The organism is Variovorax sp. CCNWLW186, from assembly GCF_037203865.1.
Lineage (GTDB): Bacteria > Pseudomonadota > Gammaproteobacteria > Burkholderiales > Burkholderiaceae_C > Variovorax.
In genome coordinates this window covers 83,818-110,489 of the sequence record NZ_JBBCBO010000009.1, presented here as the reverse complement: position 1 = coordinate 110,489, position 26,672 = coordinate 83,818, and the positions used below count along the sequence as shown (strand labels likewise).

The following is a 26,672-nucleotide window of genomic DNA, read 5'->3' as shown; positions in this document are numbered from 1 at the left end:
GTGGAGACGAGCGTCTCGCTGTTGTGCCTGCCGTGCGCGGGTGCCAGCGCCACGATGTACCTGCGCTGGCGCCGCCTGCTGCCGGGCTGGATCCGCGTCGTGCCGGTGGAGTTGCCCGGCCGTGGGAGCCGTTCGGCCGAAAGCGCGCTCCGCGATTTCGACGGTCTTGTTGCGCAGGTCTGCGCGGAGCAAGCCGACGCCATGCGCGGCAACTTCGCGATCTTCGGCCACAGCATGGGTGCGCTGCTGGCCTACGGCATCGCATGCCGGCTGCGCACGATGGGGCGCGAATTGCCCCTGGCGCTGCTTGCCTCGGGCAGCTCGGCGCCCAGCCGGCGTGACCCTGCGCGCTTTGCCGGAAAGACCGACGACGCATCGCTGATTGCCGACCTGCGCAAGCAGGGCGGAACGCCCGAAGAAGTGTTTGCCAGCGCGGAGTTGATGCGCATCACCCTCGACGTGCTCGGTGCCGACTACCGCGTGTGCGAAGGCTTTCGCCATGCGGACGAAGCGCCGCTGCCGGTGCCGCTGCATGTGTTTGCGGGTCATCACGACGACATCGAAGCCGAGCGCATTCACGCCTGGTCGGCCGAGGCGGGCGGCGTCTTCACGCTCGACTGGTTCGACGGCGGCCACTTCTTCATCCGGCAACATGAGGCGGCCTTTCTGGCTGCGCTCTCGCAGCGCCTCGGCCAGGTCGTCGCGGGAGATCGCCATGCGACTCATGCCCTGGCCTGATCCGCTGGCCGAGGGCATCAAGGTGTATCGCCTCGACTTCGACCTGGCCGCCGAGCCTGAGGCGGCGCGGCAACTGCTGACCCCCGCCGAGCGCGCCAAGGCCGACAGGTTCGCAAGAACCGCCGACCGGGTGCGCTTCGCGGAAGGCCGCGCTGCGCTCCGAAGCCTGCTTGCGAAGCACGTGGGCTGCGAGCCCGCCGAAGTGCCGCTTGCATCGAGCGCGCACGGCAAACCGTTTATCGAGCTCGCACCCGGTGCTGCGCCGCCGTTCAATATCTCGCATTCGGGTGCTCACGCGCTCATCGTTCTGGGCGATGCGCGGACGGTGAGCGAGGTGGGTGTCGACATCGAAGAGTGCAGGGCCGAAGTCGACATGGAGGCTATTGCATCGCTGGCTTTCAGCGATCGCGAATTCAATGAAGTGCGCAATGCCGCCGATCGGCCGCGCGCGCTCTACAGCCGTTGGGTCGCCAAGGAGGCGGTGCTGAAGGCCATTGGCGTTGGCGTGGCCGAGCACCTGAAATCCATCGGCATTCACTTTGATGCGGAGGGGCGGATCGCCCTCGAATCTGCTGTTCCCGGATGGACAAATTTTCAAGCCGTGGCGCTCCAGGCGCCGCCCGGCTATGCAGCCGCCCTCGCGTGGCGCGCAAAGGAATCGACATGACTGAAATACCGCAAAAGGCAAACACGCTGCCGAAGAATTTCGTGACGCATTTGCGCACGCTTGCGAGCACGCGGCCGGACGACATCTGGCTGACCGTGGCCGGCACGGTGAACGGCGAATTGCATGAAGAGCCGATCAGCTATGGCGTGTTCGAGCGCCGCGTGCGCGCACTTGCGGCGCGGCTCCAGCAGCAGTTGGCCAAGGGCGAGCGCGCACTCATCATGCTCGACAACGGAGACCACTACGCGGTGTGCATGCTGGCCTGCTTCTACAGCGGCGTGATCGCGGTGCCCGTGTTCCCGCCCGAGTCGATGCGGCCCCAGCATCTTGCGCGGCTCACCGGTATTGCCACGGATTCGCAGGCCCGCTGCGTGCTGACCTCGGCCGCCATTTCGCACGCGATGAATGCAGCCAGCGAGTTTGCCGATGCGCAAATCATCGCCGTCGATGCGGTGGACGAGGCGCTCGCCGATGCGTGGACACCCTTCGATCCTGCCGACAGCGACATTGCATTTCTGCAATACACCTCGGGCTCGACCTCTGCGCCCAAGGGCGTGATGGTGACGCACGGCAACCTGGTTGCCAACGAAATCGCCATGACGCACGGCATGGACGTGAGGCCGGAAGACAAGTTCGTCTGCTGGGCGCCGCTCTATCACGACATGGGGTTGATCGGCGGGTTGCTCCTGCCGCTCTTCAACGGCATTCCGCTGGTGCTCACCTCGCCCGGCTACTTTCTCGAGCGCCCGGTGCGATGGCTCGAGCTCATCTCGCGCCACCGCGCCACCCACAGCGGCGGTCCCGACTTTTCGTTTCGCCTGTGCCTGGAGCGCGTGAACGATGCGCGGCTTGCGGAGCTGGACCTGTCGAGCTGGCGCGTGGCCTACACGGGCGCGGAGCCGGTGCGCGCGGACACCGAGGCGGAGTTCATCGAACGCTTCGCGCCCGCGGGATTCGACCCGAACGCGGCTTACCCTTGCTACGGCCTCGCCGAAGGCACCTTGTACGTGACCGGCAGCGTGCGCGGCGGCGGCATGGTGGCACGCACCTTCTCTTCCGATGCCCTGGCACAAGGAGCCGGCATGCCGGCCGGCGAAGGCACGGTGCTGGTCGGCTGCGGCGTGGCGGCGCCAGGCCATCGCGTCGAGATCGTCGATGTAGAAACGCTCTTGCCCGCGGCACCTGGAAAGATCGGCGAAATCTGGACCAGCGGCCCGAGCATCTGCCTCGGCTACTGGGGCAAGGAGCGCGAAACGCGCGAAACCTTCGTGGAGCGTGACGGCGATCGCTGGCTGCGCACAGGCGACCTCGGCTTCATGCACGAGGGCCAGCTCTACGTCACCGGGCGGATCAAGGACCTGATCATCGTCCGCGGCCACAACATCTATCCGCAAGACATCGAGCGGCTCATAGAAGCCGAGGTCGACGCGGTGCGCAAGAGCCGCGTCGCCGTCTTTGCGGTGCAGGGCGCGGACGGCGAAGGTATCGGCGTTGCGGCCGAAGTGTCCCGCAGCATGCAGAAGCTGGTGCCGCCGCAGGCGCTGGTCGATGCGCTGGGCGCCGCGGTCAGCGAAGTGTTCGGCGAACCTCTGTCGGTGGTGCTGTTGCTCAACCCGGGCGGCCTGCCCAAGACCACCAGCGGCAAGCTGCAGCGCAGCGCGTGCCGCGCGGGCTGGAAGGACGGCACGGCCGATGCCTACGCCGTTTACCAGTTCGGAGCCTTCGTGCGAGGCGGCCCCGACGAAGCAGCCATCGAAGCGCCGCTCGACGAGGTCGAAATGGTGCTCGCCGCCATCTGGCGGGAGGTCTGGAAGCATGGCGACGATCGCCCGCTCGGGCGCGATGCGCACTTTTTCAACCGGGGCGGGAGCTCGCTCACCGCCACGCAGGCAGCATCGCGCATCTCGGCGCATTGGCAGATCGACTTTCCGGCGCGAATGCTGTTCGAGCAGCCGCGCCTGCAGGCGTGCGCAGCGGCCATTCGCCAACTGCAGGCGCAGGGCCTGCGCCCGAAGCACGCGCCGCTGCCGGTGCTTTCGGCAGAGCGCCGGCTGTTGCCGATGCCGCTTTCGCACGCACAAGAGCGCCAGTGGTTCCTTTGGCGGATGGACCCGCAAAGTGCGGCGTACCACGTGAGCGGCGCGCTTCGCCTCACGGGAGCGCTCAACGCCGATGCCTTGCGCGCTGCGGCGGACGACCTCGTCGCACGCCACGAATCGCTGCGCACGGTGTTCAGCGCCGCGGCCGACGGCAACCCGGAGCAATGGATAAAACCTGCCGGTGAGTTGCCGATGACGCTCCTCGACTTGCGCAGCCTCGATGCCGGTGAGCGCGACAGGCAACTGGCGGAACAAACACGGCGCCTCAAGGCCGAGCCCTTCGACTTGATGCAGGGCCCGCTGCTGCGCGCTGCGCTGATCCGCGCTGCCGACGAGACCCATGTGCTCGCAGTGGTGATGCACCACATCATTTCCGATGGCGCCTCGATGCAGTTGCTCATCGATGAGCTGGCCGCGGGCTATGCCGCGCATCTGGGTACAGAGCCCAGGCGCCTGCCCGCGCCGCGTATTCAGTATGCGGACTACGCACTCTGGCAGCGCGACTGGCTTGCGGCCGGCGAGGGCGAACGGCAGCTGGCCTGGTGGCGCGCGCAGCTCGGCGACGCGCATGAAGTGCTGGACCTGCGCACCGACCATCCGCGCAGGCCGCAGGCCGGCTACAGCGCCGCGCGACATGCCTTCGAGTTGCCGGGCAGCCTGCTGGCCAAGCTGCGCGGCCTGGCCGATGCGCAGGGCGCCACGCTTTTCATGGTGCTGCTCGCGGGCTTCCAGTCGCTGCTGCACCGCTACACGGGGCAGCAGGACATCCGCATCGGCGCGCCGATTGCCAACCGCAACCGCATGGAAGCCGAAGGCGTGGTCGGGCTGTTCGTCAACACCCTGGTGCTGCGCAATTCCATTCACGGGCCCCTGAGCGCATCGCGCGTGCTGGCGCAGGCCCGCGAGGCCGTGCTGGGCGCGCAGGCCAACCAGGACCTGCCTTTCGAGCAGCTGGTGCAGGCGCTGCAACCCGAACGCAGCCTGAGCCAGACGCCCTTGTTCCAGGTAATGTTCAATCACCTGTTCGAAGATTTCCGCGCATTCTCGAAACTGCCCGGCATCGCGGCAGAGGACCATGCATTGCCCGATCTCGCGGCCCAGTTCGATCTCACGCTCGAAGCACGCGAAAGGCCTGAAGGCCAGCTGTCGTTGTCGGTGATCTATGCGGCTGAGTTGTTCGAGCCGGACACCATCGAGCGCATGGCCGGCCACTATGTCGCCACCCTGCAGGCAATGGCCGACAACCCCGATCAGCCGGTAGGCGACATCGAGTTGCTCGGTGCACCCGAGCAGGTGCGGTTGGCGCAATGGGGTGTGAACACGCACCGCGAGCCGCAACCCGAGCCCGTGCACCGCATGATCGAGCGGCAGGCGAGAACGCAGCCCGATGCCACCGCACTGCTCTTCGCCGACGAGTCGCTGAACTTCGCCGAGCTGAACCGCCGGGCCAACCGCCTCGCGCATCGGTTGATCACGCTCGGCGTCAAGCCCGAAGTGTTGGTGGGCATTGCGATGGAGCGTTCCGTCGAGATGGTGGTGGCGATCCTCGGCGTGCTCAAGGCCGGCGGCGCCTATGTGCCGCTCGATCCGGAATACCCGGCGGAACGCCTGGCCTACATGGTGCAGGACAGCGGCATCGGGCTGCTGCTCACGCAGTGCAGCCTTGCCGATCGTGTGCCCGACCGTCGCGCATTGACAGTGCTGGAAGTCGACGCTGCCAACCTCGGCGGCGAGCCCGACAGCGATCCGCACGTTGCCCTGCACATCGAGAACCTTGCCTACGTCATCTACACCTCGGGCTCTACCGGCAAGCCCAAGGGTGCGGCCATACGCCACGGCGCGCTGCACAGCTGCATGGTGTGGATGCAGAACATCTACCGGCTGACGCGCGATGACACCGTGCTGCACAAGGCGCCGTTCGGCTTCGACGTGTCGGTGTGGGAGCTGTTCTGGCCGATGACCTCCGGCGCGCGGCTGGTGGTGGCCAACCCCGGCGACCACCGCGACCCGTCCCGGCTGGTCGAACTGATCCAGCGCCACCAGGTCACTACGCTCAACTTCGTGCCGTCGATGCTGCAGGCCTTTCTCGCGCACCAGGGCATCGAAGCCAGCACGCGCCTGCGCCACATCATCTGCGGCGGCGAGGCGATGCCGGCCGAAACGCAGAAGGAAACGCTTGAACGCTTGCACGGGGCGGGCTTGCAAAACCTCTACGGCCCGACCGAGACCACCATCCATGTCACGCACTGGGCCTGCCGCAATGATGGCCAGAGCCAGGTACCCATCGGCCGGCCGATCAGCCACACCAGCACCCATGTGCTGGATGCCAGCCTGAACCTCGTGCCGCAGGGCGTTGCAGGCGAGCTGTACCTGGGCGGCATCAGCCTGGCCCGGGGCTACCTGAAGCGGGCCGGCTTGAGTGCGGAGCGCTTCGTGGCCGATCCCTTCGACAGCGAAGGCGGCGGAAGGCTCTACCGCACCGGCGATCTCGTGCGATGGAACGCCGAAGGGCAGCTGGAGTACCTCGGCCGCATCGACCATCAGGTGAAGATCCGCGGCTTGCGCATCGAACTCGGCGAGATCGAGGCACAGCTTCTCGCGCAGCCTGCCGTGCGCGAAGCCGTGGTCGTGGCGAAGGAAGGCCCGGCCGGCTTGCGCCTCGTGGCTTACCTCGCGGCGCATGCGGATCACATCATCGACACCGCCGCGCTCAAGGAGCGCCTTGCACAGGTGCTGCCCGACTACATGGTCCCGCGTGCCTTCGCGGTGCTCGATAGCCTGCCGCTCAACGCCAACGGCAAGGTCGATCGCAAGGCGCTGCCGGAGCCTGTGTTCGCCAGCGAGCTGGCCTATGAAGCACCGCAAGGCCAGGTGGCGCAGACCTTGGCTGGCGTGTGGTCCGAGGTGCTGAAGATCGGGCAGGTCGGGCAGCACGACAACTTCTTCGATCTCGGCGGCCATTCGCTGCTGTTGATTCGCGCGCATCGCCTGCTGGAAGACCGGCTGCAGATTGCAATTCCGGTTGTCAACCTTTTCAAGTACCCCACCATCGAATCGCTCGCCCGTTGGATCGAGCAGGCACCGGCTGGTGCCGCGTCGTCCGCGGCGGCTGCCGCAGCTGGCGACGACAGGGCGCTGCGCCAACGCGCCGCCATGCTTCAACGCCGCAAGGCCACAGAGAGAGTCAACTGATGTCTGCCTTTCAAGAACTCTCCGAAGCTACAGGCATCGAGATCGCCATCGTCGGCATGGCAGGTCGCTTTCCGGGCGCCGACGATGTGGATGCTTTCTGGCGCAACGTGCAGGGCGGTGTGGAGTCGGTGTCCCGCTTCACGGACGATGAGCTGCGAGCGCGCGGCGTGCCGCAGACCCTGCTGGACGACCCCGAGTACGTGAAGGCCGGCGTCAAGTTCGACGGCGTGGACCAGTTCGACGCCGGCTTCTTCGGCTACACGCCGCGCGAAGCCGAGACTCTCGATCCGCAGCAGCGCATCTTTCTGGAATGCGCCTGGGCGTCGCTCGAGCACGCAGGCTGCGACACCGCGCGCTGGCCCGGCAAGGTCGGCGTGTATGCGGGCGAGGGCACCAACCTGTACCTCATCCGCAACCTGCTTCCGTCGTTCGGCCTTGGCGCGGAGAGCGGCATTGCAGACCTGCTGGGGCTGATGAACGGCAACTCTGGAGGCTCGCTCTGCACGCGCGTGGCCTACAAGCTCGACCTGCGGGGCCCCGCGGTTACCGTGCAGACCGCCTGCTCGACATCGCTTGTCGCAGTACACACCGCATGCCAGGCCCTGTTGGGCCACGATTGCGACATGGCCTTGGCCGGCGGCGTGTGGCTCAACCTGCTGCAAGAAGGCGGCTACCGCTATCAGCCCGGCGCCATCCTCTCGCCCGACGGCCACTGCCGCGCCTTCGACGCAAAAGCCGCGGGCACGCTCATCGGCAGCGGCGCGGGCGTGGTCGTGCTCAAGCGGCTGGACGACGCGCTGCGCGACCGCGACACCATCCATGCGGTGATCAAGGGCTCGGCCGCCAACAACGACGGCGCGGGCAAGGTGGGCTTTACAGCGCCCAGCGTGGACGGGCAGGCCGAAGTCATTCGCGCGGCCCAGCTCATCGCCGGCGTGGCGGCAGACACCATCGGCTATGTGGAAGCGCACGGCACTGGCACCACGCTGGGCGACCCGATCGAGATGGCCGCACTGACCCAGGCGTTTCGCGCCGATACCGAGCGGCGCGGCTTCTGCGCCATAGGCTCGGTAAAGACCAACATCGGCCATCTCGACGCAGCCGCCGGCGTGGCAGGGCTCATCAAGGCGACGATGGCGCTCAAGCACCGCGTGCTGCCGCCAAGCTTCAATTTCGAACAGCCCAATCCGCAGATCGATTTCGCGGCGAGCCCGTTCTACGTGAACACCCAAGCGCGCGCCTGGGCCGAGGGCCGCGTGCCTCGCCGTGCGGGCGTGAGCTCCTTCGGCATCGGCGGTACCAATGTGCACGTGGTGCTCGAAGAAGCGCCGGCCGTCGCAGCGCATGCGGCAAGGGTGCCGGCCTGGCAGGTCCTGCCCCTGTCGGCAAAAAATGAAACGGCGTTGGCGCAAGGCCGAACCCAACTTGCGGCGCACCTGCAGGCACAGCCCGCACTGGCCCTGCACGACGTGGCGCACACCCTGCAAACCGGGCGCCGCACCTTCGCATGGCGCAGCGCCGTGGTCGCAAGCGATACGCAGATGGCCGTGCAAATGCTGTCTTCGCCAAGCACCACCTTCCGCAAGGCACCGGCCTCCACGCCCGAGGTGGTGTTTCTCTTTCCGGGCAGCGGCAGCCAGCATGCCTTCATGGGCGCTGCGCTCCACCGCGAAAGCGCCGTGTTCCGCGTGGCACTCGATCGCTGCATCGACTTGCTGCGCACGCAGAGCGGCATCGACCTGCAGCCGCTGCTCTTCCCGGCAGCGGATGAAGAAGCATCGGCGAACGAGCGCCTGTTCCACATCGAGGTCGCGCAGCCAGCGCTTTTTGCCGTCGAATATGCACTGGCCCAATGGTGGCTGCACTGCGGCGTGAAGCCGGCGCTGATGATGGGGCACAGCCTTGGCGAATACGTCGCGGCCTGCGTGGCCGGCGTGTTCTCGCTGGAAGATGCGCTGCGCATCGTCGCGCAGCGTGCGCGCCTTGTGCAGGCGCTGCCGGCCGGTGCCATGCTCTCGCTGCCGCTGGCCGAATCCGCGCTCGCGCCTTTCCTCGAGATGGGGTGCGACCTTGCGGCGGTGAACGGAGAACAGCTCTGCGTGCTGGCGGGCACGCCCGAAGCCATTGCGCGCGCTGAAGAAGAACTGCGCGCGCGCCAGCATTCGGCGCGCCGCCTGCATGTTGCCGTGGCGTTCCATTCGCGGCTCGTCGATCCGGCCGTCGCCGCACTGGAACAGCTGATTGCATCGGTGCCGCGCCATGCACCGCGCATTCCGTTCATCTCCAACCTCACCGGCCTGCCGATCACCGCACAAGAGGCCACCAGCCCCGCGTACTGGGGCAGGCATCTGCGCAACACGGTTCGCTTTTCCGAAGGCCTGGGCCATATCTTCAGCAAGCCCGGACGTGCGGTGCTCGAAGTCGGCCCCGGCGAAACGCTGGCCGGGCTCGCCCGCCAGCATCCGGGCGCCAGCTCGGCCGCGGGCATCTGGGCCAGCCAGGCCCATGCGCAGCAGACCGCGCGCAACAGCCAGCAATTGGCAAATGCGGTTGCGGGCCTGTGGACGGCCGGAGTCGACATCGACTGGGCTGCGAATCAGGAGGGAGGCCAACGCCGCCGCCTGCCTCTGCCGACCTATGCCTTTCAGCGCCAGCGCTACTGGGTGGAGCCGGGCAAGACCGCACCACCTTCTTCGCCAAGCGCAGATGCCGATATTCTTTACGCACCCCGCTGGCAGCGAAGCACGCCGCCAGCGCATTCCGAAAAACCTGCGGAGCGAACAGGCAGCACGCTGATCCTGGGCGATGCCGACAGCTTCACCGACCGGCTCGCACGCACGCTGCGCGAGCGCGGCGAACAGGTGGTGCTCGCGTTGCGTGGCCCGCGCTTCGCGCGCACCGCGCCGCGGCAATACACCCTGCGGCAAACCGAGCGCGCCGACCACGAAGCGCTGCTGCGCGAGGTGGAAGCCGAGGCAGGCCAGGTGCGGCACATCCATCATCTGTGGAGCCTCGACGGCGGCCGGCCCGCGCCGCCGCATGCGGACGCTTTCGAAACCGGCTACTTCAGCCTGCTCGCACTCGTGCAGGCGCTCGACGTCCTGGGCTTGCCGGGCCGTACTCCAACCGCGCTGACCATCGTCACCGATGGCCTGGAGGACGTCTCCGGCACCGAGGCGCTGGTGCCCGCGAAAGCAACCCTGCTGGGCATCGCCAAGGTCGTGGGCCAGGAATATCCGTCGGTCTCCTGCCGCGTGATCGACGTGGTGCTGCCCGCGCCGGAAAGCGCGGCCGAAAGCGATCTGGCGCGCCGCGTCGCCGACGAGGCGGTGTCTACGCAAGACGATTTCGTGGTGGCCTACCGCGGGCCGCACCGTTGGCTCAAGAGCTACGAGCCGTTGCCCAAGCAGGCCGCCACGCCGCGCCTGCGCGAAGGCGGTGTGTACCTCATCACCGGCGGCATGGGCGGTGTAGGCCTTGCGCTCGCACGGCACCTGAGCCGCGCATGGAAGGCACGCCTCGTGCTGCTCGGCCGCACGCCGCTGCCCGCGCGCGGCGACTGGGAGCGCATTGCCTCATCGTCCAGTGAGCCCGCTGCACTGCGGCGCAAGCTGCGGCAGCTGATCGAACTCGAAACCACCGGCGCGCAGGTGCTGACGGTCACGGCGGACGTGACAGACGCCGCGCAACTGCGCGATGCCCTCGCGGCGGCGCATGCGCGCTTCGGCGCCGTCAACGGAGTGGTTCACGCGGTAATGGACCCGGGGCTGGGCATGATCGCCCAGCGCACCCGCGCCCAGGTGGAAGCGGCGTTCGCCCCCAAGGTGGCGGGCACGCGCGAGCTGCTTGCCGCCCTGCGCGAAGAGCCGCTGGACTTCGTGCTCTTCTGTTCTTCCATTGCCACGCTCGCCGGCGGGCTGGGCCGCAGCGACTATGCGGCTGCCAATGCTTATCTCGATGCACTGGCTGCGGCGCACCGCCGCACATCGGCGCTGCCGGTGTTTTCGGTCAACTGGGATGCGTGGCGCGATGTGGGCTCGGCGGCCGACATGGACCTGCCGGAGGGCGTCGGCCTGGACGAGCGCACCGGCGTGCTCGCCTTCGAGCGCATCGTCAACGGCCCCGACCTGCCGCAGACGGTGGTGTCCGTTTCGGCTCTCGCACCGCGCCTTCGTCCGTTGGGCAATCTGCTGGATGCCGTGGAGGCCCAGGATGCAGCGGGCGCCCCATCGGTGGTATCGGCGGGCGAAGCCCGTGCCAGCCATTCACGCCCCGCGCTGCCCACCGCGTATGCCGCCCCTGAAGGCGAACTGGAAGAAGGCCTGGCTGCGCTGTGGACCGAGGCACTTGGCATCTCGCCCGTGGGCGCGCACGACAACCTGTTCGAACTCGGCGGCGATTCGCTGCTGGCCATTCGACTGCTGTCCCGCGTGCGCAAGGCTTATGGCGTCGAGCTGCAGCCTGCCGATTTCTTCAAGGCGCCGACCGTGGCCGAGCTGGCCGCATTGATCGAACTGCGGCTGATCGAAGAGATCGAGCGCGAGGCCGAGGCCACCGCAGACCCACAACCGGCAACAGACCGCATCACCGCAAGTTTTTCATCATGAGCGAGACATCTCACCTTTCCGAACGTCGCGCGCGCCTGTCGCCCGAGCAGCTGAGACTGCTGCAAAGCCGGGTGAAGCAGGGCGGCAATGCGGCACCCGCGCGCGAGAGCATCGTGCGCGGCCACAACGCCGGCCCCGCCCCCGTTTCCTTCGCGCAGCAGGGCCAATGGTTCCTGTGGCAGCTGAACCCCGGCAACACGGCTTACCACGTCGGCGGCGGGCTTGGTTTTTCAGGCCCGCTCGATGTCGGGGCGCTGCAGGCTGCAATGCAGTCGCTCGCCGAACGTCACGAAGCACTGCGAACCGTGTTCGCTTCCGGCCCTGAAGGCCTGCCGGAGCAGCGCATTCTGGAACACGTTCGCATCGACATTCCTTTCGCCGATCTCAGTGTGCTCGATGCGGCCAAGCGCGAATTCCGCTACGACGAAGCGGTGGCCCGGGTCTGCCGCACGCCTTTCGACCTGACGGCCGGCCCCTTGCTGCGTTGCGCCTTGCTGAAGATGGCGGAGGGCGAGCACCAGCTGCTGCTCATGATGCATCACATCATTTCCGATGCATGGTCCGTCCAGCTCATGCTGGACGACCTTGCGCAGGCATACGCCTTGCGAATGCTGGGCCTGCCGGACACGCGGCCCCAGCCTGACATCGGCTATGTCGACTTCACGCTGTGGCAGCGCAAGTGGCTCGAAGAAGGCGAGGGCGAACGGCAGCTCGCCTACTGGCGCAAGCGCCTCGGTGCGAGCCAGCCGGTGCTGGCGCTGACCACCGACCGGCCGCGTTCCGCCGAAGCCCGCTACAGCGCTGCGCAGTATTCGCTCGACATACCGGCCGGCCTTGCAGAGGGGCTCAGGCAGCTTTCGCGTGCGCAGGGTGGCACCTTGTTCATGGCGCTGCTCGCGGCCTTTCATGCGCTGCTGTTCCGCTACACGGGCCAGAACGAAATTCGCGTCGGCGTGCCCGCCTCGGGCCGGGGCCGGCCGGAGACTGGGGGCGTCATCGGCATCTTCATCAACACACTGGTGCTCGATGCGCGCCTTGCCGCGCACACCAGCCTGGCGGACCTCCTGGCGCAGGTTCGCGACGCCTCGATCGAAGCGCAAGCCCACCAGGACCTGCCGTTCGAACGCCTGGTGCAGGCCCTGCGCGCGGAGCATGGGCACGGCGCCGCATCGCTGTTCCAGGTCATGTTCAACCACCTGGGGCAAGGGGACCAGCCGCTGCGGGGTTGGCCCGACCTGAGCGTGCGGCGCATCGACCTGGAGCAGCGCGCCGCCCCCTTCGAGTTGACGCTGGAAACCATCGAACGCGAAGACGGCGGCATCCGGGCCAACTTTCGCTACGCGGCCGAACTGTTCGAGCCGAGCACCATCGCGCGCATGGCGGGCCATTACCAGCGCGTGCTCGAAGCGCTGGTGAAGTTGCCGGCAGCGAAGCTCGGCGAGCTGGAGCTGCTCTCCGACGCAGATCGCACCCAACTCGCGCAGTGGGGCGTCAACACGCATCGCCGCGGCGAATCGCAAACGGTGCACCGCATCATCGAACAGCAGGCGGCTGAAATTCCCGATGCCGTCGCCCTGGTTTTCAACGATGAAGTGCTGAGCTACGGCGAACTGAACCGCCGGGCCAACCAACTGGCACACCGGCTGTTGCAAGCGGGCGTGCGCCCTGAGGTGAAGGTCGGAGTGGCGCTGGAGCGCAGCATCGAGCTGGTGGTCGGCCTGCTCGCAATCCTGAAGGCGGGCGGCGCCTATGTGCCGCTCGACCCGGAGTACCCCGTCGATCGCATTGCCTACATGGCCGAGGACAGCGGCCTTGCGCTGGTACTGACGCAAGAGCGCCTGAAAGAGCGGCTGCAATTGCAGGCCGGCGTACCCATGCTTGCGCTCGACGCGCTGGACCTTGGCGGCTACCCGCAAGACGACCCGGCGGTGGCGCTCGACAGCGAGAACCTGGCGTATGTGATCTACACCTCGGGTTCGACCGGCAAGCCCAAGGGTGCGGCCAACCGCCATGGTTCGCTCTACAACCGGCTGGTGTGGATGCAGCAGGCCTATGCGCTCGGCGAAGCGGACACCGTGCTGCAGAAAACGCCGTTCAGCTTCGACGTGTCGGTGTGGGAATTCTTCTGGCCGCTGATGTTCGGCGCCAGGCTGGCCGTCGCCAACCCCGGCGACCATCGCGAACCGGCGCGGCTCATGCAGCTGATTCGCGCGCATGACGTGACCACGCTGCACTTCGTGCCCTCGATGCTGCAGGCCTTTCTTGCGCACCAGGGCGTGGAGGCTTGCACCAGCCTGCGGCGCATCGTCTGCAGCGGCGAGGCATTGGCCGCAGAAGCGCAGAACGAGGTCTTCAGGCGATTGCCGCAAGCCGCGCTCTACAACCTGTATGGCCCCACCGAGGCCGCCATCGACGTGACGCACTGGCGCTGCCGCGACGACGGGCGCACCCAGGTGCCCATCGGCCGGCCGATCGACGACACCCAAACCTATGTGCTCGATGCCGAAATGAACCTGGTGCCACCGGGCGCCGCGGGCGAGCTTTACCTGGGCGGCGCCGGGCTCGGGCGCGGCTACGTGCGCCGTGCCGCGCTCACTTCCGAGCGCTTCGTGGCCGACCCTTTCGACAGCGAAGGCGGTGCAAGGCTCTACCGCACCGGCGACCTGGTCCGCTGGAACAGCGAGGGCCAGCTCGACTACCTGGGCCGCATCGATCACCAGGTGAAGATCCGCGGATTCCGCATCGAACTGGGCGAGATCGAAGCGCAACTGCTTGCCCAACCCGAGGTGCGCGAGGCCGTCGTCGTGGCAAGCCAGGGCACGGGCGGCGCGCGGCTCGTGGCCTATGTGTCGGCGCAGGCGGGGCACGCCATCGATGCGGCGCGCCTGCGCGAACAACTCGGCCGCGCATTGCCCGACTACATGGTGCCGGCGCTGTTCATGGTGCTGGAGACCCTGCCGCTGAACGCCAACGGCAAGGTCGACCGCAAGGCGCTGCCCGAACCCGAACGCGCGAGCGCACAGGCTTACGAGCCGCCGCAGGGTGCCAGGGAAGAAGCGCTCGCAGCCATATGGGCCGAGTTGCTCGGCCTGCAGCGCGTGGGCCGCCACGACAACTTTTTCGAACTCGGCGGGCATTCGCTCATGTCCGTGCAGGTGGTCGCCCGGGTGCAGGGCGCCATGCATGCGGACCTCACGGTCTCCGATATTTTCAGGCAGCCGGTTCTCATGGACATGGCTGCGCTCATTGCCGATGCCGGCGAAAGGAAACCCGTGGCCCAGTCTCTTTCGGACATCGACGCCTTCATGGACAGCCTGGAGATCGCTTGATGGACATCGCGGCCACGCACGACCAGATCGGCAAGCGCTTTTCGCGCCTCAACCCGGCGCAGCGCCGGGCGGTGTACCAGAAGATCCGCGCCGAGGGGCTGACCATCGGGCAGTTTCCGATTCTCCAGCGCGACGATGCAGCGCGCATTGCCTGCGCGCCCTCGTATGCGCAAATGCGCCAATGGTTTCTCTGGCAACTGGAGCCGGGCAGCTCGGCCTACCATATCTCGGGCGCGCTGCGGCTCCAGGGCGCACTCGACCGGGACGCGCTGCAGGCGAGCTTCGATGCCCTGGTCGAGCGGCATGAATCGCTGCGCACGGTGTTCCGCGCGAATGCCGAAGGCCTGGTCGAGCAGGTGGTGCAGCAGCGTGCGGGGCTGGACATTCCGCTCATCGACCTGGCGGCGCTTCCGGCCGGCGAGCGCGATGCAAGGGCGGATGAAGAAGCGCGGCGCATCGCCGAAACTCCCTTCGACCTGACCGCCGACCAGCTGCTTCGCGTGGCGTTGATCCGGCTTCGTGACGAGGAACATCTGCTCGTCGTCGTGATGCATCACATCGTGTCCGACGGATGGTCGCTCAAGATTCTTGTGGACGAGTTTGCGGCCCACTACCGTGCGCGAGCCAACGGGCAGCCGGCGCCGTTGCCGGCGTTGCCAATCCAGTACGCCGACTACGCCGTATGGCAGCGCCACTGGCTGGAGGCCGGCGAGAAAGAGCGGCAACTCGACTACTGGAAGGCGCATCTCGGCACCGAGCACCCGGTGCTGCAGCTGCCGACGGATCACCCGCGGCGCCCGGACGGCCGGTACCGCGCGACGCGCCACGAGGTGGCGTTGCCGCAGCCACTGGCCGACGCGCTGCACAAGCGCGCGCAGGCCCAGGGCGCGACGCTCTTCATGGTGCTGCTCACCGGACTGCAGGTGCTGCTGCACCGCTACACCACGCAGCAAGACATTCGCATTGGCGTGCCCATTGCCAACCGCCACCGTGTGGAGGCTGAAAAGGTCATCGGCTTCTTCGTCAACACGCAGGTGCTGCGCAATGTGCTGACCAGCCGCACGAGCCTGCTGCAAGCATTGGAAGCCACGCGCAATGCAGCGCTCGGTGCCCAGTCGCACCAGGACCTGCCTTTCGAGCAGTTGGTGGAGGCCCTGCAGCCCGAGCGCAGCCTTGGCACCGCGCCGCTGTTCCAGGTGATGTTCAACCACCAGCGGCGCGACCTTCGCGCACTCGAAAACCTGCCGGGGCTTAGCCTGCAAGACCATGAACTGGGCGGCCAGGCTGCGCAGTTCGAACTCACGCTGAGCGTCATCGAAGACGCGCAAGGCCGGGCGCAGGCCAGCTTCCATTACGCGCAAGAGCTGTTCGATGCACAGACCGTGGCGCACATGGCGGGGCACTACCTGGCCGTGCTCGGCGCGCTGGCCGCCAACCCCGCACAGACGGTGGGCGACATCGACCTGCTCGCGCCAGCCGAGAAAGAGCGGCTTGCGCAGTGGGGCGTCAACGCACCCGCAGGCCAGGGCAGCGAGCCGGTGCACCGGCTCATGGAGCGGTGGGCCCATGAGCGCCCCGATGCCGCGGCGCTGCTGTTCGGCGACGAAGCACTGAGCTACCGTGAGCTCGACCGCCGCGCCAATCGCCTGGCCCACCGGCTCATTGCGTTGGGCGTGAAGCCCGACACGCGCGTCGGCATTGCCGTGGAGCGTTCGTTCGACATGGTGATCGGCCTGCTCGGCATCCTGAAAGCCGGCGGTGCCTACGTGCCGCTGGATCCGGAGTACCCCGCGGACCGGCTGGCCTACATGGTTGCCGACAGCGGCATCGACCTGCTCGTGACGCAAAGCCATGTGAAGGCGCGGATTCCGTCCGGCGAGCATGTGCGCGTTCTGCAGCTCGACACGCTCGACCTCGAAGCCGAGCCCGCGCATTCGCCCGCCGTTGCGGTGCATGCAGGCAATCTCGCCTACATCATCTACACCTCGGGTTCGACCGGCATGCCCAAGGGCGTGATGGTTTCGCATGGCCCCTTTGCCGCCCATTGCGTTGAAACGGCTGTGCTGTACGAAATGGGGCCGCACTCCCGCGAACTGCACTTTCTGTCGTTCTCCTTCGACGGCGCGCATGAGCGCCTCTTTACGGCCCTGTGCTGCGGCGCCTCGCTGCTGTTGCGCGACGCTTCGCTTTGGACCGCCGAGCAGACGCTGGACGCGATGCAGCGCCACGGCGTTACCAACGCGGGCTTTCCGCCCGCCTACCTGCGCCAGCTGGCCGACTGGGCGCGCGACACCGGCCGTTGCCCGCCGGTGCAGCTGTATTCCTTCGGCGGCGAGGCCATGTCGCGCGAAGGCTTCGATGCCGTGCGCCGGCACCTGAAGCCCGAACTGCTGATCAACGGCTATGGCCCTACCGAAGCGGTCGTCACGCCGATGCTGTGGAAGGTCGATGGCGCAGCGAGTTTCGAAGAGGGCTATGCGCCCATCGGCCGGCCCGTGGGCGACCGCAGCGCGCGCGTGCTCGATGCAGACCTCAACCTGGTGCCGCGCAATGTTGCCGGCGAGCTGTACCTCGGCGGCGAGGGGCTGGCGCGCGGCTACCTGCACCGCGCCGCGCTCACCGCGGAGCGCTTCGTGGCCGACCCCTTCGACGCGAACGGTGGCCGCCTGTACCGCACCGGCGACTGGGTGCGCTGGCGCGATGACGGCCAGCTCGAGTACCTGGGCCGCATCGACCACCAGGTGAAGGTGCGAGGTTTCCGCATCGAGCTTGGCGAGATCGAGGCGCAACTGCTGGCCCGGCCCGAAGTGCGCGAGGCCGTGGTCGTTGCGCGCAGCGGGCCGGCCGGCGCGCGGCTGGCGGCCTATGTGTCGCTGAACGCCGGGCAGTCCATAGGCGCAGCGGCATTGAAGGAGCAGCTCGCGCGTGCCTTGCCGGACTACATGGTGCCTTCGGCCATCGTGGTGGTCGATGCGCTGCCGATCGGCCCCGCCGGCAAGGTCGATCGCCAAGCCCTGCCTGAACCCGAACTCCTGCAGGACGACAAGGCCTATGAGCCGCCGCTCGGCGAGGCTGAAGAGGCGATTGCCAAAGTATGGCGCGGCGTGCTCGGTCTTGAACGGGTGGGCCGCAACGACAACTTCTTCGAGCTGGGCGGCGACTCCATCCTGAGCCTGCAGATCGTCGCGCGGCTGCGCCTTGCGGGCTGGAAGGTGAGCCCCAAGCAGATCTTCGAACGCCAGACCGTGGCGCAGCTTGCAGGCGCGGCCGAACCCGTAGGCGATGCAAAGCGCGCGGCTGCCGGTGATGCGGCAGGCGAGGCGCCCCTGCTGCCATTCCAGCACGCGTTCTTCGAGATGCAGATGCCGGTGCGCAACCACTGGAACCAGGCGGTGCTGCTGAAGTGCCGCGAGCCCTTGCAGCTGGCCGCCTTCCGGCAGGCCTTGCTGGCCGTGGTGCGGCACCACGACAGCCTGGGCCTGCGCTACAGCCAGGATGCCGAAGGCGCATGGCACCAGCACTACACGGCAATGCCCGAAAACGAACTCGCCGAACTGCTGTGGGTGCGCAAGGCACGCGATGCGGCGCAGATCGAAGCGCTCTGCGACGAAGCGCAGCGCAGCCTCGACCTGGCGCGGGGCCCGCTGCTGCGCGCGCTCGCCGTCGAGTTGCCGGACGGCGAATTGCGCCTGCTGCTCGCCATTCACCACATGGTGGTCGACGGCGTGTCGTGGCGCATCCTGCTGGAAGACCTGCAGGATGCGTATCGCCAGAGCCTGGCGGGCCGAGCCGTTGCGCTGCCCGCCAAGAGCAGCAGCTACAAAGACTGGACGACTGCATTGCAGGGCTATGCCGCAAGCCACGCCGACGGAATCGGCCATTGGGCGGCGCTGGCGGATGCCCACGCCAACCTGCCGTGCGCTCATCCCGACGGATCGAACACCGCAGCCGACCAGCAGACCCTCGAAGTGCGGCTGGACGCGGCGACGACGCAGGCGCTGCTGAAGGACGCACCCGCGGCCTATCGCACGCAGGCCAATGACCTGCTGCTGACGGCGCTCGGCCGTGCGCTGTGCGCATGGGCCGGCCATGACAAGGTGCTGGTCGATCTTGAAGGCCATGGCCGCGAAGACCTGTTCGGCCACATCGACCTGTCTCGCACCGTCGGCTGGTTCACCACGCTGTTTCCGGTTGCGCTCGATCCGCTGGGTGAACCCGGCGCTGCCATCAAGCGCGTGAAGGAAAGCCTGCGCGCCATTCCCGACAAGGGCATTGGCCATGGCGTGCTCAAGTACCTTGGCGACCCCGCGCAACAGCAGGCGCTACGGCGGCTGCCCCGGGCGCAGGTGGTCTTCAACTACCTGGGCCAGTTCGACGCCGGCTCCGATGAGCGCTCGCATTGGCTGCTGGCCGACGAGGCGAGCGGCGCCCCGATGGACGGCGGCGCACCGCTGACGCACGAGTTCGCCGTCAACGGGCAGGTGCACGAAGGCGTGCTGGCGCTGCGCGTGAGCTACAGCCAGGCCCGCCACGACCGCGGCGCCGTCGAGGGCTGGGTGGGGCGGTTCCAGCAGGAGCTCGAAGCGCTGGTAGCGCATTGCACCAGCGGCGCACATGGCGTCACGCCGTCGGACTTTCCGCTCGCCCGCATCGGCGCGCAGCAGCTCGATGCCCTGCCGGTGCCGCTTTCCAACCTGGCGGACCTGTACCCGCTTTCGCCCATGCAGGCGGGCATGCTGTTCCATACCTTGTACGCACCCGGCGGCAGCGCCTACGTCAACCAGCTGCGCGTCGACATCGACGGGCTCGACGTCGCGCGCTTCAAGGCCGCATGGCGTGCGGTGCTGCAGCGGCACGACGTGCTGCGAACCGGCTTCCTTGTGGGCGAACCGGCCTTGCAATGGGTCGCGCGGCATCTCGAGCTTCCGATGGCGGAGCATGACTGGCGAGACCGCGTCGACGCCGCCGGTGCGCTCGACGAACTGGCGCAAGCGCAACTCGCGCAGGGCTTCGACCTGGCGCAGCCACCGCTGATGCGCTTCGTGCTGGTGCACACGCAGGGCGGCAAGCACCATTTCGTCTGGACCATGCATCACCTGCTGTTGGACGGCTGGAGTACCTCGCAGCTGATGGGCGAAATGCTGCGGCACTACGCCGGCGAAGCCCTCGCAGCGCCGGGCGGCCGCTATGCGGACTACATCGCGTGGCTGCAGAAGCGCGACGGAATGGGCGACGAGGGCTATTGGCGCGAGCAGCTGGCGCGCATTGATGGGCCCACGTGGCTGGCCAACACCCTGCCCAAACCGCGCGACGCGCGCACGGGCCACGGCGTGCATCGCTGCGAGATCGACGCGCAGCGCACCCGCGCGCTGGCAGAAGCGGCCAAGCGCGAGCGCGTGACCCTCAACACGCTGGTGCAGGCCGCATGGGCGTTGCTGCTGGCGCGCCACACGGGGCAGCGCACGGTGAGCTTTGGCGCCACCGTGGCGGGCAGGCCGGTGGAGCTGCCGGGGGCGCAGCAGATGCTGGGCCTGTTCATCAACACGCTGCCGGTCATTGCCACGCTTGAGCCGGCGCAGCGCGTGGGCGATTGGCTGCGCGAACTGCAGGCGCGCAACCTCGGCGCGCAGGAGCACGAACACACGCCGCTCTATGAAATACAGCGCTGGGCGGGGCAGGGCGGGCAAGACCTGTTCGACAGCATCGTGGTGTTCGAAAACTATCCGCTCGACCAGGCGCTGAAGCAGGGCGCGCCCGACAGGCTGCGCTTCGGCGAGGTCTGGAACCGGGAGGAGACGAACTACCCGATGACGCTCTCGGTCAACCAGGGCGAGACGCTGATGCTGAGCTACAGCCACGCGCGCAACCAGTTTGGCGATGCGCTCGTGCAGACCCTGGCGCGCCGCATGGAGCAACTGATCGAAATGCTCGCGGCAACGCCCGGTGCGCATGTGGGCGACATCGGCCTGCAGGACGAAGACAAGGCGGCGCTGCCGCCGGCCCGACCCGCGGAGCCCTTGCTTGCCGCGGACATCGCGCAACCGGTGCACCGCTGGTTCGAGCGGCAGGCGGCCTTGCATCCGGACGCGACGGCGGTGGTCTTCGGCGATGAAAGCCTGAGCTACGCGGAACTCGACGCACGCGCCAACAAGGTCGCGCATCGGCTCATCGGTCTTGGCGTGGCGCCCGAGGTGAAGGTGGGCATCGCGGTCGAACGCTCGATTGAAATGGTCGTGGGGCTGCTCGGCATCCTGAAGGCCGGCGGCGCGTACGTGCCGCTCGACCCCGAGTACCCCGCCGATCGCCTGGCCTACATGATCGAGGACAGCGGCATTCGCCTGCTGCTCACGCAAAGCCATGTGCAGCAGCCCAGGCTTGCGCTGCCGGGCGATGTGCGCGTGCTGACGCTCGACGATGCCGCCCTGGACTCGGAGGCGGCGCACGCGCCTGACGTGCCGGTGCATGCCGACCATCTCGCCTACGTGATCTACACCTCGGGCTCCACCGGCCGGCCCAAGGGAACGCAGCTGACACACCGCAACGTGACGAGGCTGCTGGACTCGACGCAGCCCTGGTTCGGTTTCGGCGCGCAAGACGTGTGGACGAACTTCCACTCGTACGCCTTCGACTTCTCGGTGTGGGAAATCTTCGGTGCGCTGTGCACCGGCGGCAAGCTGGTGGTGGTGCCGTTCTGGGTCAGCCGCTCGCCCGACGATTTCGTGGCGTTGCTGCGCGAACAGCAAGTCACCGTGCTGAACCAGACGCCGTCTGCTTTCCGGCAATTGATTCACAGCGCGGCGCTTGCCGCGGGCGAACGGCTGCCGCTGCGATGCGTGATTTTCGGTGGCGAGGCGCTCGAGCCGGAGAGCCTGCGGCCGTGGATCGATCGCTTCGGCGACCGGCAGCCGCAGCTCATCAACATGTACGGCATTACCGAGACCACCGTACACGTGACCTACCGCCCGATCGTGCGCGCCGACCTCGACGAACAGAGCAGCCCGGTGGGCGCCTGCATTCCAGACCTTGGCATGTGGGTGCTCGACGGCGACCTCAACCCGCTGCCCGTTGGCGTGGCGGGCGAGCTCCATGTTTCGGGCGCGGGCCTGGCGCGCGGCTACCTCAACCGCGCGGGGCTCAGTGCGGAGCGCTTCGTGGCGGCGCCTTTCGGCCCCGCGGGCGGGCGGCTTTACCGCACCGGCGACCTGGTGCGCTGGCGCAGCGACGGCCAACTCGACTACCTCGGGCGCATCGATCACCAGGTGAAGATCCGCGGCTTCCGCATCGAGCTTGGCGAGATCGAGGCGCAGTTGCTGGCGCAGCCCGAAGTGCGAGAGGCGGTGGTGCTGGCAAAAGAGGGCGCGGGCGGCACGCGGCTCGTGGCCTATGTGTCCGCGCGCGCGGGCCAGGCGGTGGATGCTGCAATGCTGCGCGAGCGGCTGCTGCAGAAGCTGCCGGACTACATGGTGCCCGCGGCGCTGATGGTGCTCGATGCCGTGCCGCTGAACGCGAACGGAAAGGTCGACCGCAAGGCGCTGCCCGATCCGGAGATTGCCGCCGGCGGCGCCTATGCAGCGCCGGTGGGAGAGGTGGAGAGCGCACTCGCCGCCATCTGGGTCGAAGTGCTCGAGGTGGAACGCGTGGGCCGGAGCGACAACTTCTTCGAGTTGGGAGGCCACTCGCTGACCCTCTTGGCCGTGCAGGCCAAGGTGCAGAAGCAGCTTGCGGTGCAGTTGCCGCTCAAGCGCTATTTCGAAAACCCGACGTTGGCCGCAATGGCGGGCGCCGTGCAGGAAGAGGTCGGCACAGCCGCGGCCGCGGGCTCGGAAGACCTCGCGCAGATGGCCGCGATGCTCGACCTTCTGGAGGATTGATGGAGATCGACAAGAACAGCATTGCGGACCGCTTTGCGCGCCTGCCCCGTGAAAAACAGAAGGCGTTTCTCAGCCTGCTGCAAAAGCAGGGCGTGGACTTTGCCAGGCTGCCCATCGTGCCCCTGCCGGCCGGAACGAAGGCCGAACTTTCCTATGCGCAACTGCGCCAGTGGTTCCTTTGGCAGCTGGACCCGAAGAGCACGGCGTACCACATCTCCGGCGCGCTGAAGCTGCACGGGGCGCTCGACGTCGATGCGCTGAAGAACAGCTTTGCGGCACTGCTGGAGCGCCACGCGTCGCTTCGCACGGTGTTCAGGCCGGATGCGCAGGGGTTGTGCGAACAGGTTGTGCAGGAGCGTGTGGATCTCGACATCGCGGTGATCGACGTGGCCCACTGGCCCGGCGATGCGGAGGCGCGTGCGCGAGAAGAAGCCCGCCGCCTGAGCGCGACGCCGTTCGACCTGACAACGGGTCCGCTGATGCGGGTGGGCGTGATCCGGGTTGCACCGCAAGAGCACGTGCTCGTGCTGGTAATGCACCACATCGTTTCCGACGGCGGCTCGCTGCATCTGCTGGTGGGCGAGTTCGTCGCGCGGTACCGTGCGCGGGTGCTCGGCGACCGGGTGGACCTGCCGCCGCTGCCGATCCGCTATATCGACTACGCGGCATGGCAGCGCAACTGGCTGGAAGCCGGTGAGAAAGACAGGCAGCTTGCCTACTGGACCGAGCGCCTGGGCACCGGCAACCCGGTGCTGCAGCTGCAGGCGGACCACAGCCGCCGGCCGAACGGCCACTACACCGCGGCCAGGCACGGCGTCGATCTTCCGCCGGAGCTGGTGCAGGCGTTGCACAAGCGCGCGCGCACCGGCGGGGCGACGCTCTTCATGGTGTTGCTGGCGGCTTTTCAGGCGCTGTTGCACCGCTACAGCGGGCAGCAGGACATTCGCGTGGGCGTGTCGGTGGCCAACCGCCATCGCGCGGAGACCGAAGGCATCATCGGGCTCTTCGTCAACACGCAGGTCATGCGCAGCACGGTCGAAGGCCGCATGAGCCTGGCAAAGGTGCTCGCGCAGGCGAAGGAAGCCGCCATCGGCGCGCAGGCGCACCAAGACTTGCCTTTCGAACAGCTGGTGGATGCGCTGCAGCCCGAGCGCAGCCTGAGCGTGAACCCGCTGTTCCAGGTGATGTTCAGCCACGACCGCACCGACTCCCGCACGCTGAAGCAGTTGCCCGGCCTGGCGCTCGAAGACTATGCGCTGGCCGCGCCGGTGGCGCAGTTCGAACTGGTGCTGAACACCAGCGAAGACGCCGATGGGCGCTTGCATGCGAGCTTCATCTATGCATCGGAGCTGTTCGAGCCCGGCACCATCGAACGCATGATCGCGCACTATGTTGCGATGCTCGGTGCGCTGGCTGATGACGAAGGGTGTGCGGTGGGCGACATCGCCCTGCTCGGCGCCCCCGAGCAGGCCCAGCTCATCGCCTGGAGCGTGAACCCCCATCGCGAGCCGGCTCCCGAGCCCGTGCACCGCATGATCGAGCGGCACGCCCGCCAGCAGCCCGAGGCCATCGCGCTCCTGTTCGCTGACGAGGCGTTGAGCTTCGCTGAACTGAACCGCCGTGCCAACCGCCTCGCGCACCGCCTCATCGCCCTGGGCGTCGGCCCCGAGGTGCTCGTGGGCATCGCCATGGAACGCTCCGTCGAGATGGTCGTCGCCATCCTGGGCGTGCTCAAGGCCGGCGGCGCCTACCTGCCCCTGGACCCCGACTACCCCGCCGAGCGCCTGGCCTACATGGTGCAGGACAGCGGCATCGAGCTGCTGCTGGCGCACCGCGCCACGCGCGACTGTCTCGACGACCGCAGCAGCCTCATCACCCTGGAGATCGACAGCCTCGACTTCAGCGGCGAGCCAGAGGCGGATCCGCAGGTCGCCCTGCACGGCGAGCACCTCGCCTACGTCATCTACACCTCCGGCTCCACCGGCAGGCCCAAGGGCGCCGCCATCCGCCACCACGCCCTGCACAGCTGCATGGCCTGGATGCAGCGCACCTACGGCCTCACCCGCGAAGACACCGTGCTGCACAAGGCTCCCTTCGGCTTCGACGTGTCGGTGTGGGAGCTGTTCTGGCCCCTGACCGCCGGCGCCCGCCTCGTGGTGGCCCAACCCGGCGACCAGCGAGACCCGGCCCGGCTGGTCGCGCTCATCCAGCGCCACCAGGTCACCACCCTGAACTTCGTGCCCTCCATGCTGCAGGCCTTCCTGGCGCACGAAGGCATCGAGGCCAGCACCCGCCTGAAGCACATCATCTGCGGCGGCGAGGCCATGCCCGCCGAGACCCAGAAGGAGACCCTGCAACGCCTCAGTGGCGCCACGCTGCAGAACCTGTACGGCCCCACCGAAACCACGATCCACGTGACGCGCTGGACCTGCAGGCTGTATCCCGATGACAGTGGCCAGAGCCTCGTGCCCATCGGCCAGCCGATCACCGACACCCAGGCTTATGTGCTCGATGCCGAGCTCAACCTGGTGCCTCGGGGCGTCGCCGGCGAGCTGTACCTGGGCGGCGTGAGCCTGGCGCGGGGCTACCTGAAGCGGCCCGGCCTGAGTGCGGAGCGCTTCGTGGCCGATCCATTCGATAGCGAAGGCGGGGGGCGGCTCTACCGCACCGGCGACCTGGTGCGCTGGAACGCCGAGGGGCAGATCGAGTACCTGGGGCGCATCGACCACCAGGTGAAGATCCGGGGGCTGCGCATCGAGCTGGGGGAAATCGAGGCGCAGCTGCTCGCGCAGCCCGAGGTGCGCGAGGCGGTGGTGGTGGCCAGGGAGGGGCCGGGCGGGGCGCGGCTGGTGGGCTATGTCTCGGTGCATGCCATGCAAGCGGGGCAGGCCATCGACACCGCGGTGCTCAAGGAGCGCCTGGGCCGGGTGCTGCCCGACTACATGGTGCCGCGGCTGATCGTCGTGCTCGATGCCTTGCCGCTGAGTGCCAATGGCAAGGTGGAGCGCAAGGCGCTGCCGGAGCCTGTGTTCGCCAGTGAGCTTGCGTATGAAGCGCCGCAAGGCGATGCCGAAGAGGCGCTGGCTGCCATCTGGCGCGAGGTGCTGGGCGTGGCGCAGGTGGGGCGCGGTGACAACTTCTTCGAGCTGGGCGGCGATTCGCTCCTGAGCCTCAAGCTCATCGCGCGCATTCGCAAGCAGCTGCCCGGCGGCAGCCACCTGGGCCTGGCCGATGTGATGCAGGCCGCAAGCCTTCGTGAGTTGGCCGCGCGCGTGGACCAGCGGGCCGAGAGCGCGAATGACGCCGTGTGCCTGCATGCCGGCGGTGCGGGCGTGCCGCTTTTCTGCCTGCCCGGCCTCATCGTCAACTCGCGCGAGTTCCAGCCGCTGGCGCGCGCGGTGCAGGGCGACCGGCCGGTGTATGCCTTTGTGAGCCACGTCTACACGCGCAAGCGGTGGCGCGGTTTTGCCATTCGCGAGCTTGCGGCCGAGTATGCGGATTTCATCGTCAAGACGGCCACCGGCGGCCGGTGCGCCTTGCTGGGCTGGTCGCTGGGCGGCGACCTGGCTTTCGAAGTGGCGCGGCAACTGCACGGCCGCATCGAGATCGTGTTCTTCGGCGCGGTCGATGTGTTCGAGTCGGAGCCGATGGTTCCCCAAGGCAGCTTGACGCCGGCGCAGCGCGCGCAGGCCGCCGAGGTGCTGGCCGCGTGGCTCGCAAAGTCGGACATGGCGGCGCAATGGAAAGAGCTGTTCGCCCGCATGACCGATGCAGAGCAGGCCTGGGTGGCCGAGCAACTGCTGGCCCCAACCTGGGTGTCGCCACTCGACGGTGCGGGCGACGAGGCTTATGAGTACCTTCTGTGGGCCACGCTCGACAGCCGCGTGCAGTCCGCGCACTACGCCCGCTGCGCGCAGGCCAAAACCGACTTGCCCGTGGAGGTGTTCCATGCCGAGCGCTCGCTGCAGGCGCCGGGTGTGCTGCGCCGCTGGCCGGAGCGCGCCCGCGTGCTCTCGACCGAGGTGGTGCCGCGAACCGGGCACCTGGACATCATTCGCGATGCACAGTTCGGCGCGACGGTGAAGAACCGCCTGCTGGCGCTCGACGCGGCCTAGCGGCTAGGCTCCGCAGAGCTGCCGCACAAAAAAAGGCCGGATGCCCGCGAGGGC

At 67.9% G+C, this 26,672-nt stretch carries 7 protein-coding genes; all 7 read left to right on the top strand.

Annotated elements, in window-relative coordinates:
- From V9K97_RS13295 to V9K97_RS13265, 7 genes are read left to right on the top strand one after another with little or no spacing between them, the layout of a single operon-like run.
- Window positions 1-738, top strand: a complete 738-nt coding sequence (locus tag V9K97_RS13295; protein WP_337318558.1) for a thioesterase II family protein — start codon at window positions 1-3, stop codon at window positions 736-738.
- On the top strand, window positions 716-1,405 hold the full coding sequence (locus V9K97_RS13290) for a 4'-phosphopantetheinyl transferase family protein (protein ID WP_337318557.1): 690 nt from the start codon (window positions 716-718) through the stop codon (window positions 1,403-1,405). Before V9K97_RS13295 ends, V9K97_RS13290 begins: the two co-directional genes overlap by 23 nt.
- A complete protein-coding gene (locus V9K97_RS13285) occupies window positions 1,402-6,696 on the top strand; it encodes an amino acid adenylation domain-containing protein (protein ID WP_337318556.1) in 5,295 nt (1,764 codons plus the stop codon). The genes V9K97_RS13290 and V9K97_RS13285 overlap by 4 nt, the downstream gene beginning before the upstream one ends.
- Entirely contained in the window at window positions 6,696-11,303 is a 4,608-nt protein-coding gene (locus tag V9K97_RS13280) for a type I polyketide synthase (RefSeq protein WP_337318555.1), read from the top strand. Before V9K97_RS13285 ends, V9K97_RS13280 begins: the two co-directional genes overlap by 1 nt.
- Entirely contained in the window at window positions 11,300-14,632 is a 3,333-nt protein-coding gene (locus tag V9K97_RS13275) for an amino acid adenylation domain-containing protein (protein ID WP_337318554.1), read from the top strand. Before V9K97_RS13280 ends, V9K97_RS13275 begins: the two co-directional genes overlap by 4 nt.
- On the top strand, window positions 14,632-22,503 hold the full coding sequence (locus V9K97_RS13270) for an amino acid adenylation domain-containing protein (protein WP_337318553.1): 7,872 nt from the start codon (window positions 14,632-14,634) through the stop codon (window positions 22,501-22,503). The genes V9K97_RS13275 and V9K97_RS13270 overlap by 1 nt, the downstream gene beginning before the upstream one ends.
- Window positions 22,503-26,618, top strand: a complete 4,116-nt coding sequence (locus V9K97_RS13265; RefSeq protein WP_337318552.1) for an amino acid adenylation domain-containing protein — start codon at window positions 22,503-22,505, stop codon at window positions 26,616-26,618. Before V9K97_RS13270 ends, V9K97_RS13265 begins: the two co-directional genes overlap by 1 nt.
- Window positions 26,619-26,672: the final 54 nt, after the last annotated feature.

What these genes read in the sequence shown, in the direction of transcription:
- V9K97_RS13265 (WP_337318552.1), top strand. Translation starts at nt 22,503, where the DNA reads ATGGAGATCGACAAGAACAGCATTGCGGACCGCTTTGCGCGCCTGCCC.
- V9K97_RS13275 (WP_337318554.1), top strand. Translation starts at nt 11,300, where the DNA reads ATGAGCGAGACATCTCACCTTTCCGAACGTCGCGCGCGCCTGTCGCCC.
- V9K97_RS13270 (WP_337318553.1), top strand. Translation starts at nt 14,632, where the DNA reads ATGGACATCGCGGCCACGCACGACCAGATCGGCAAGCGCTTTTCGCGC.
- V9K97_RS13280 (WP_337318555.1), top strand. Translation starts at nt 6,696, where the DNA reads ATGTCTGCCTTTCAAGAACTCTCCGAAGCTACAGGCATCGAGATCGCC.
- V9K97_RS13285 (WP_337318556.1), top strand. Translation starts at nt 1,402, where the DNA reads ATGACTGAAATACCGCAAAAGGCAAACACGCTGCCGAAGAATTTCGTG.
- V9K97_RS13290 (WP_337318557.1), top strand. Translation starts at nt 716, where the DNA reads ATGCGACTCATGCCCTGGCCTGATCCGCTGGCCGAGGGCATCAAGGTG.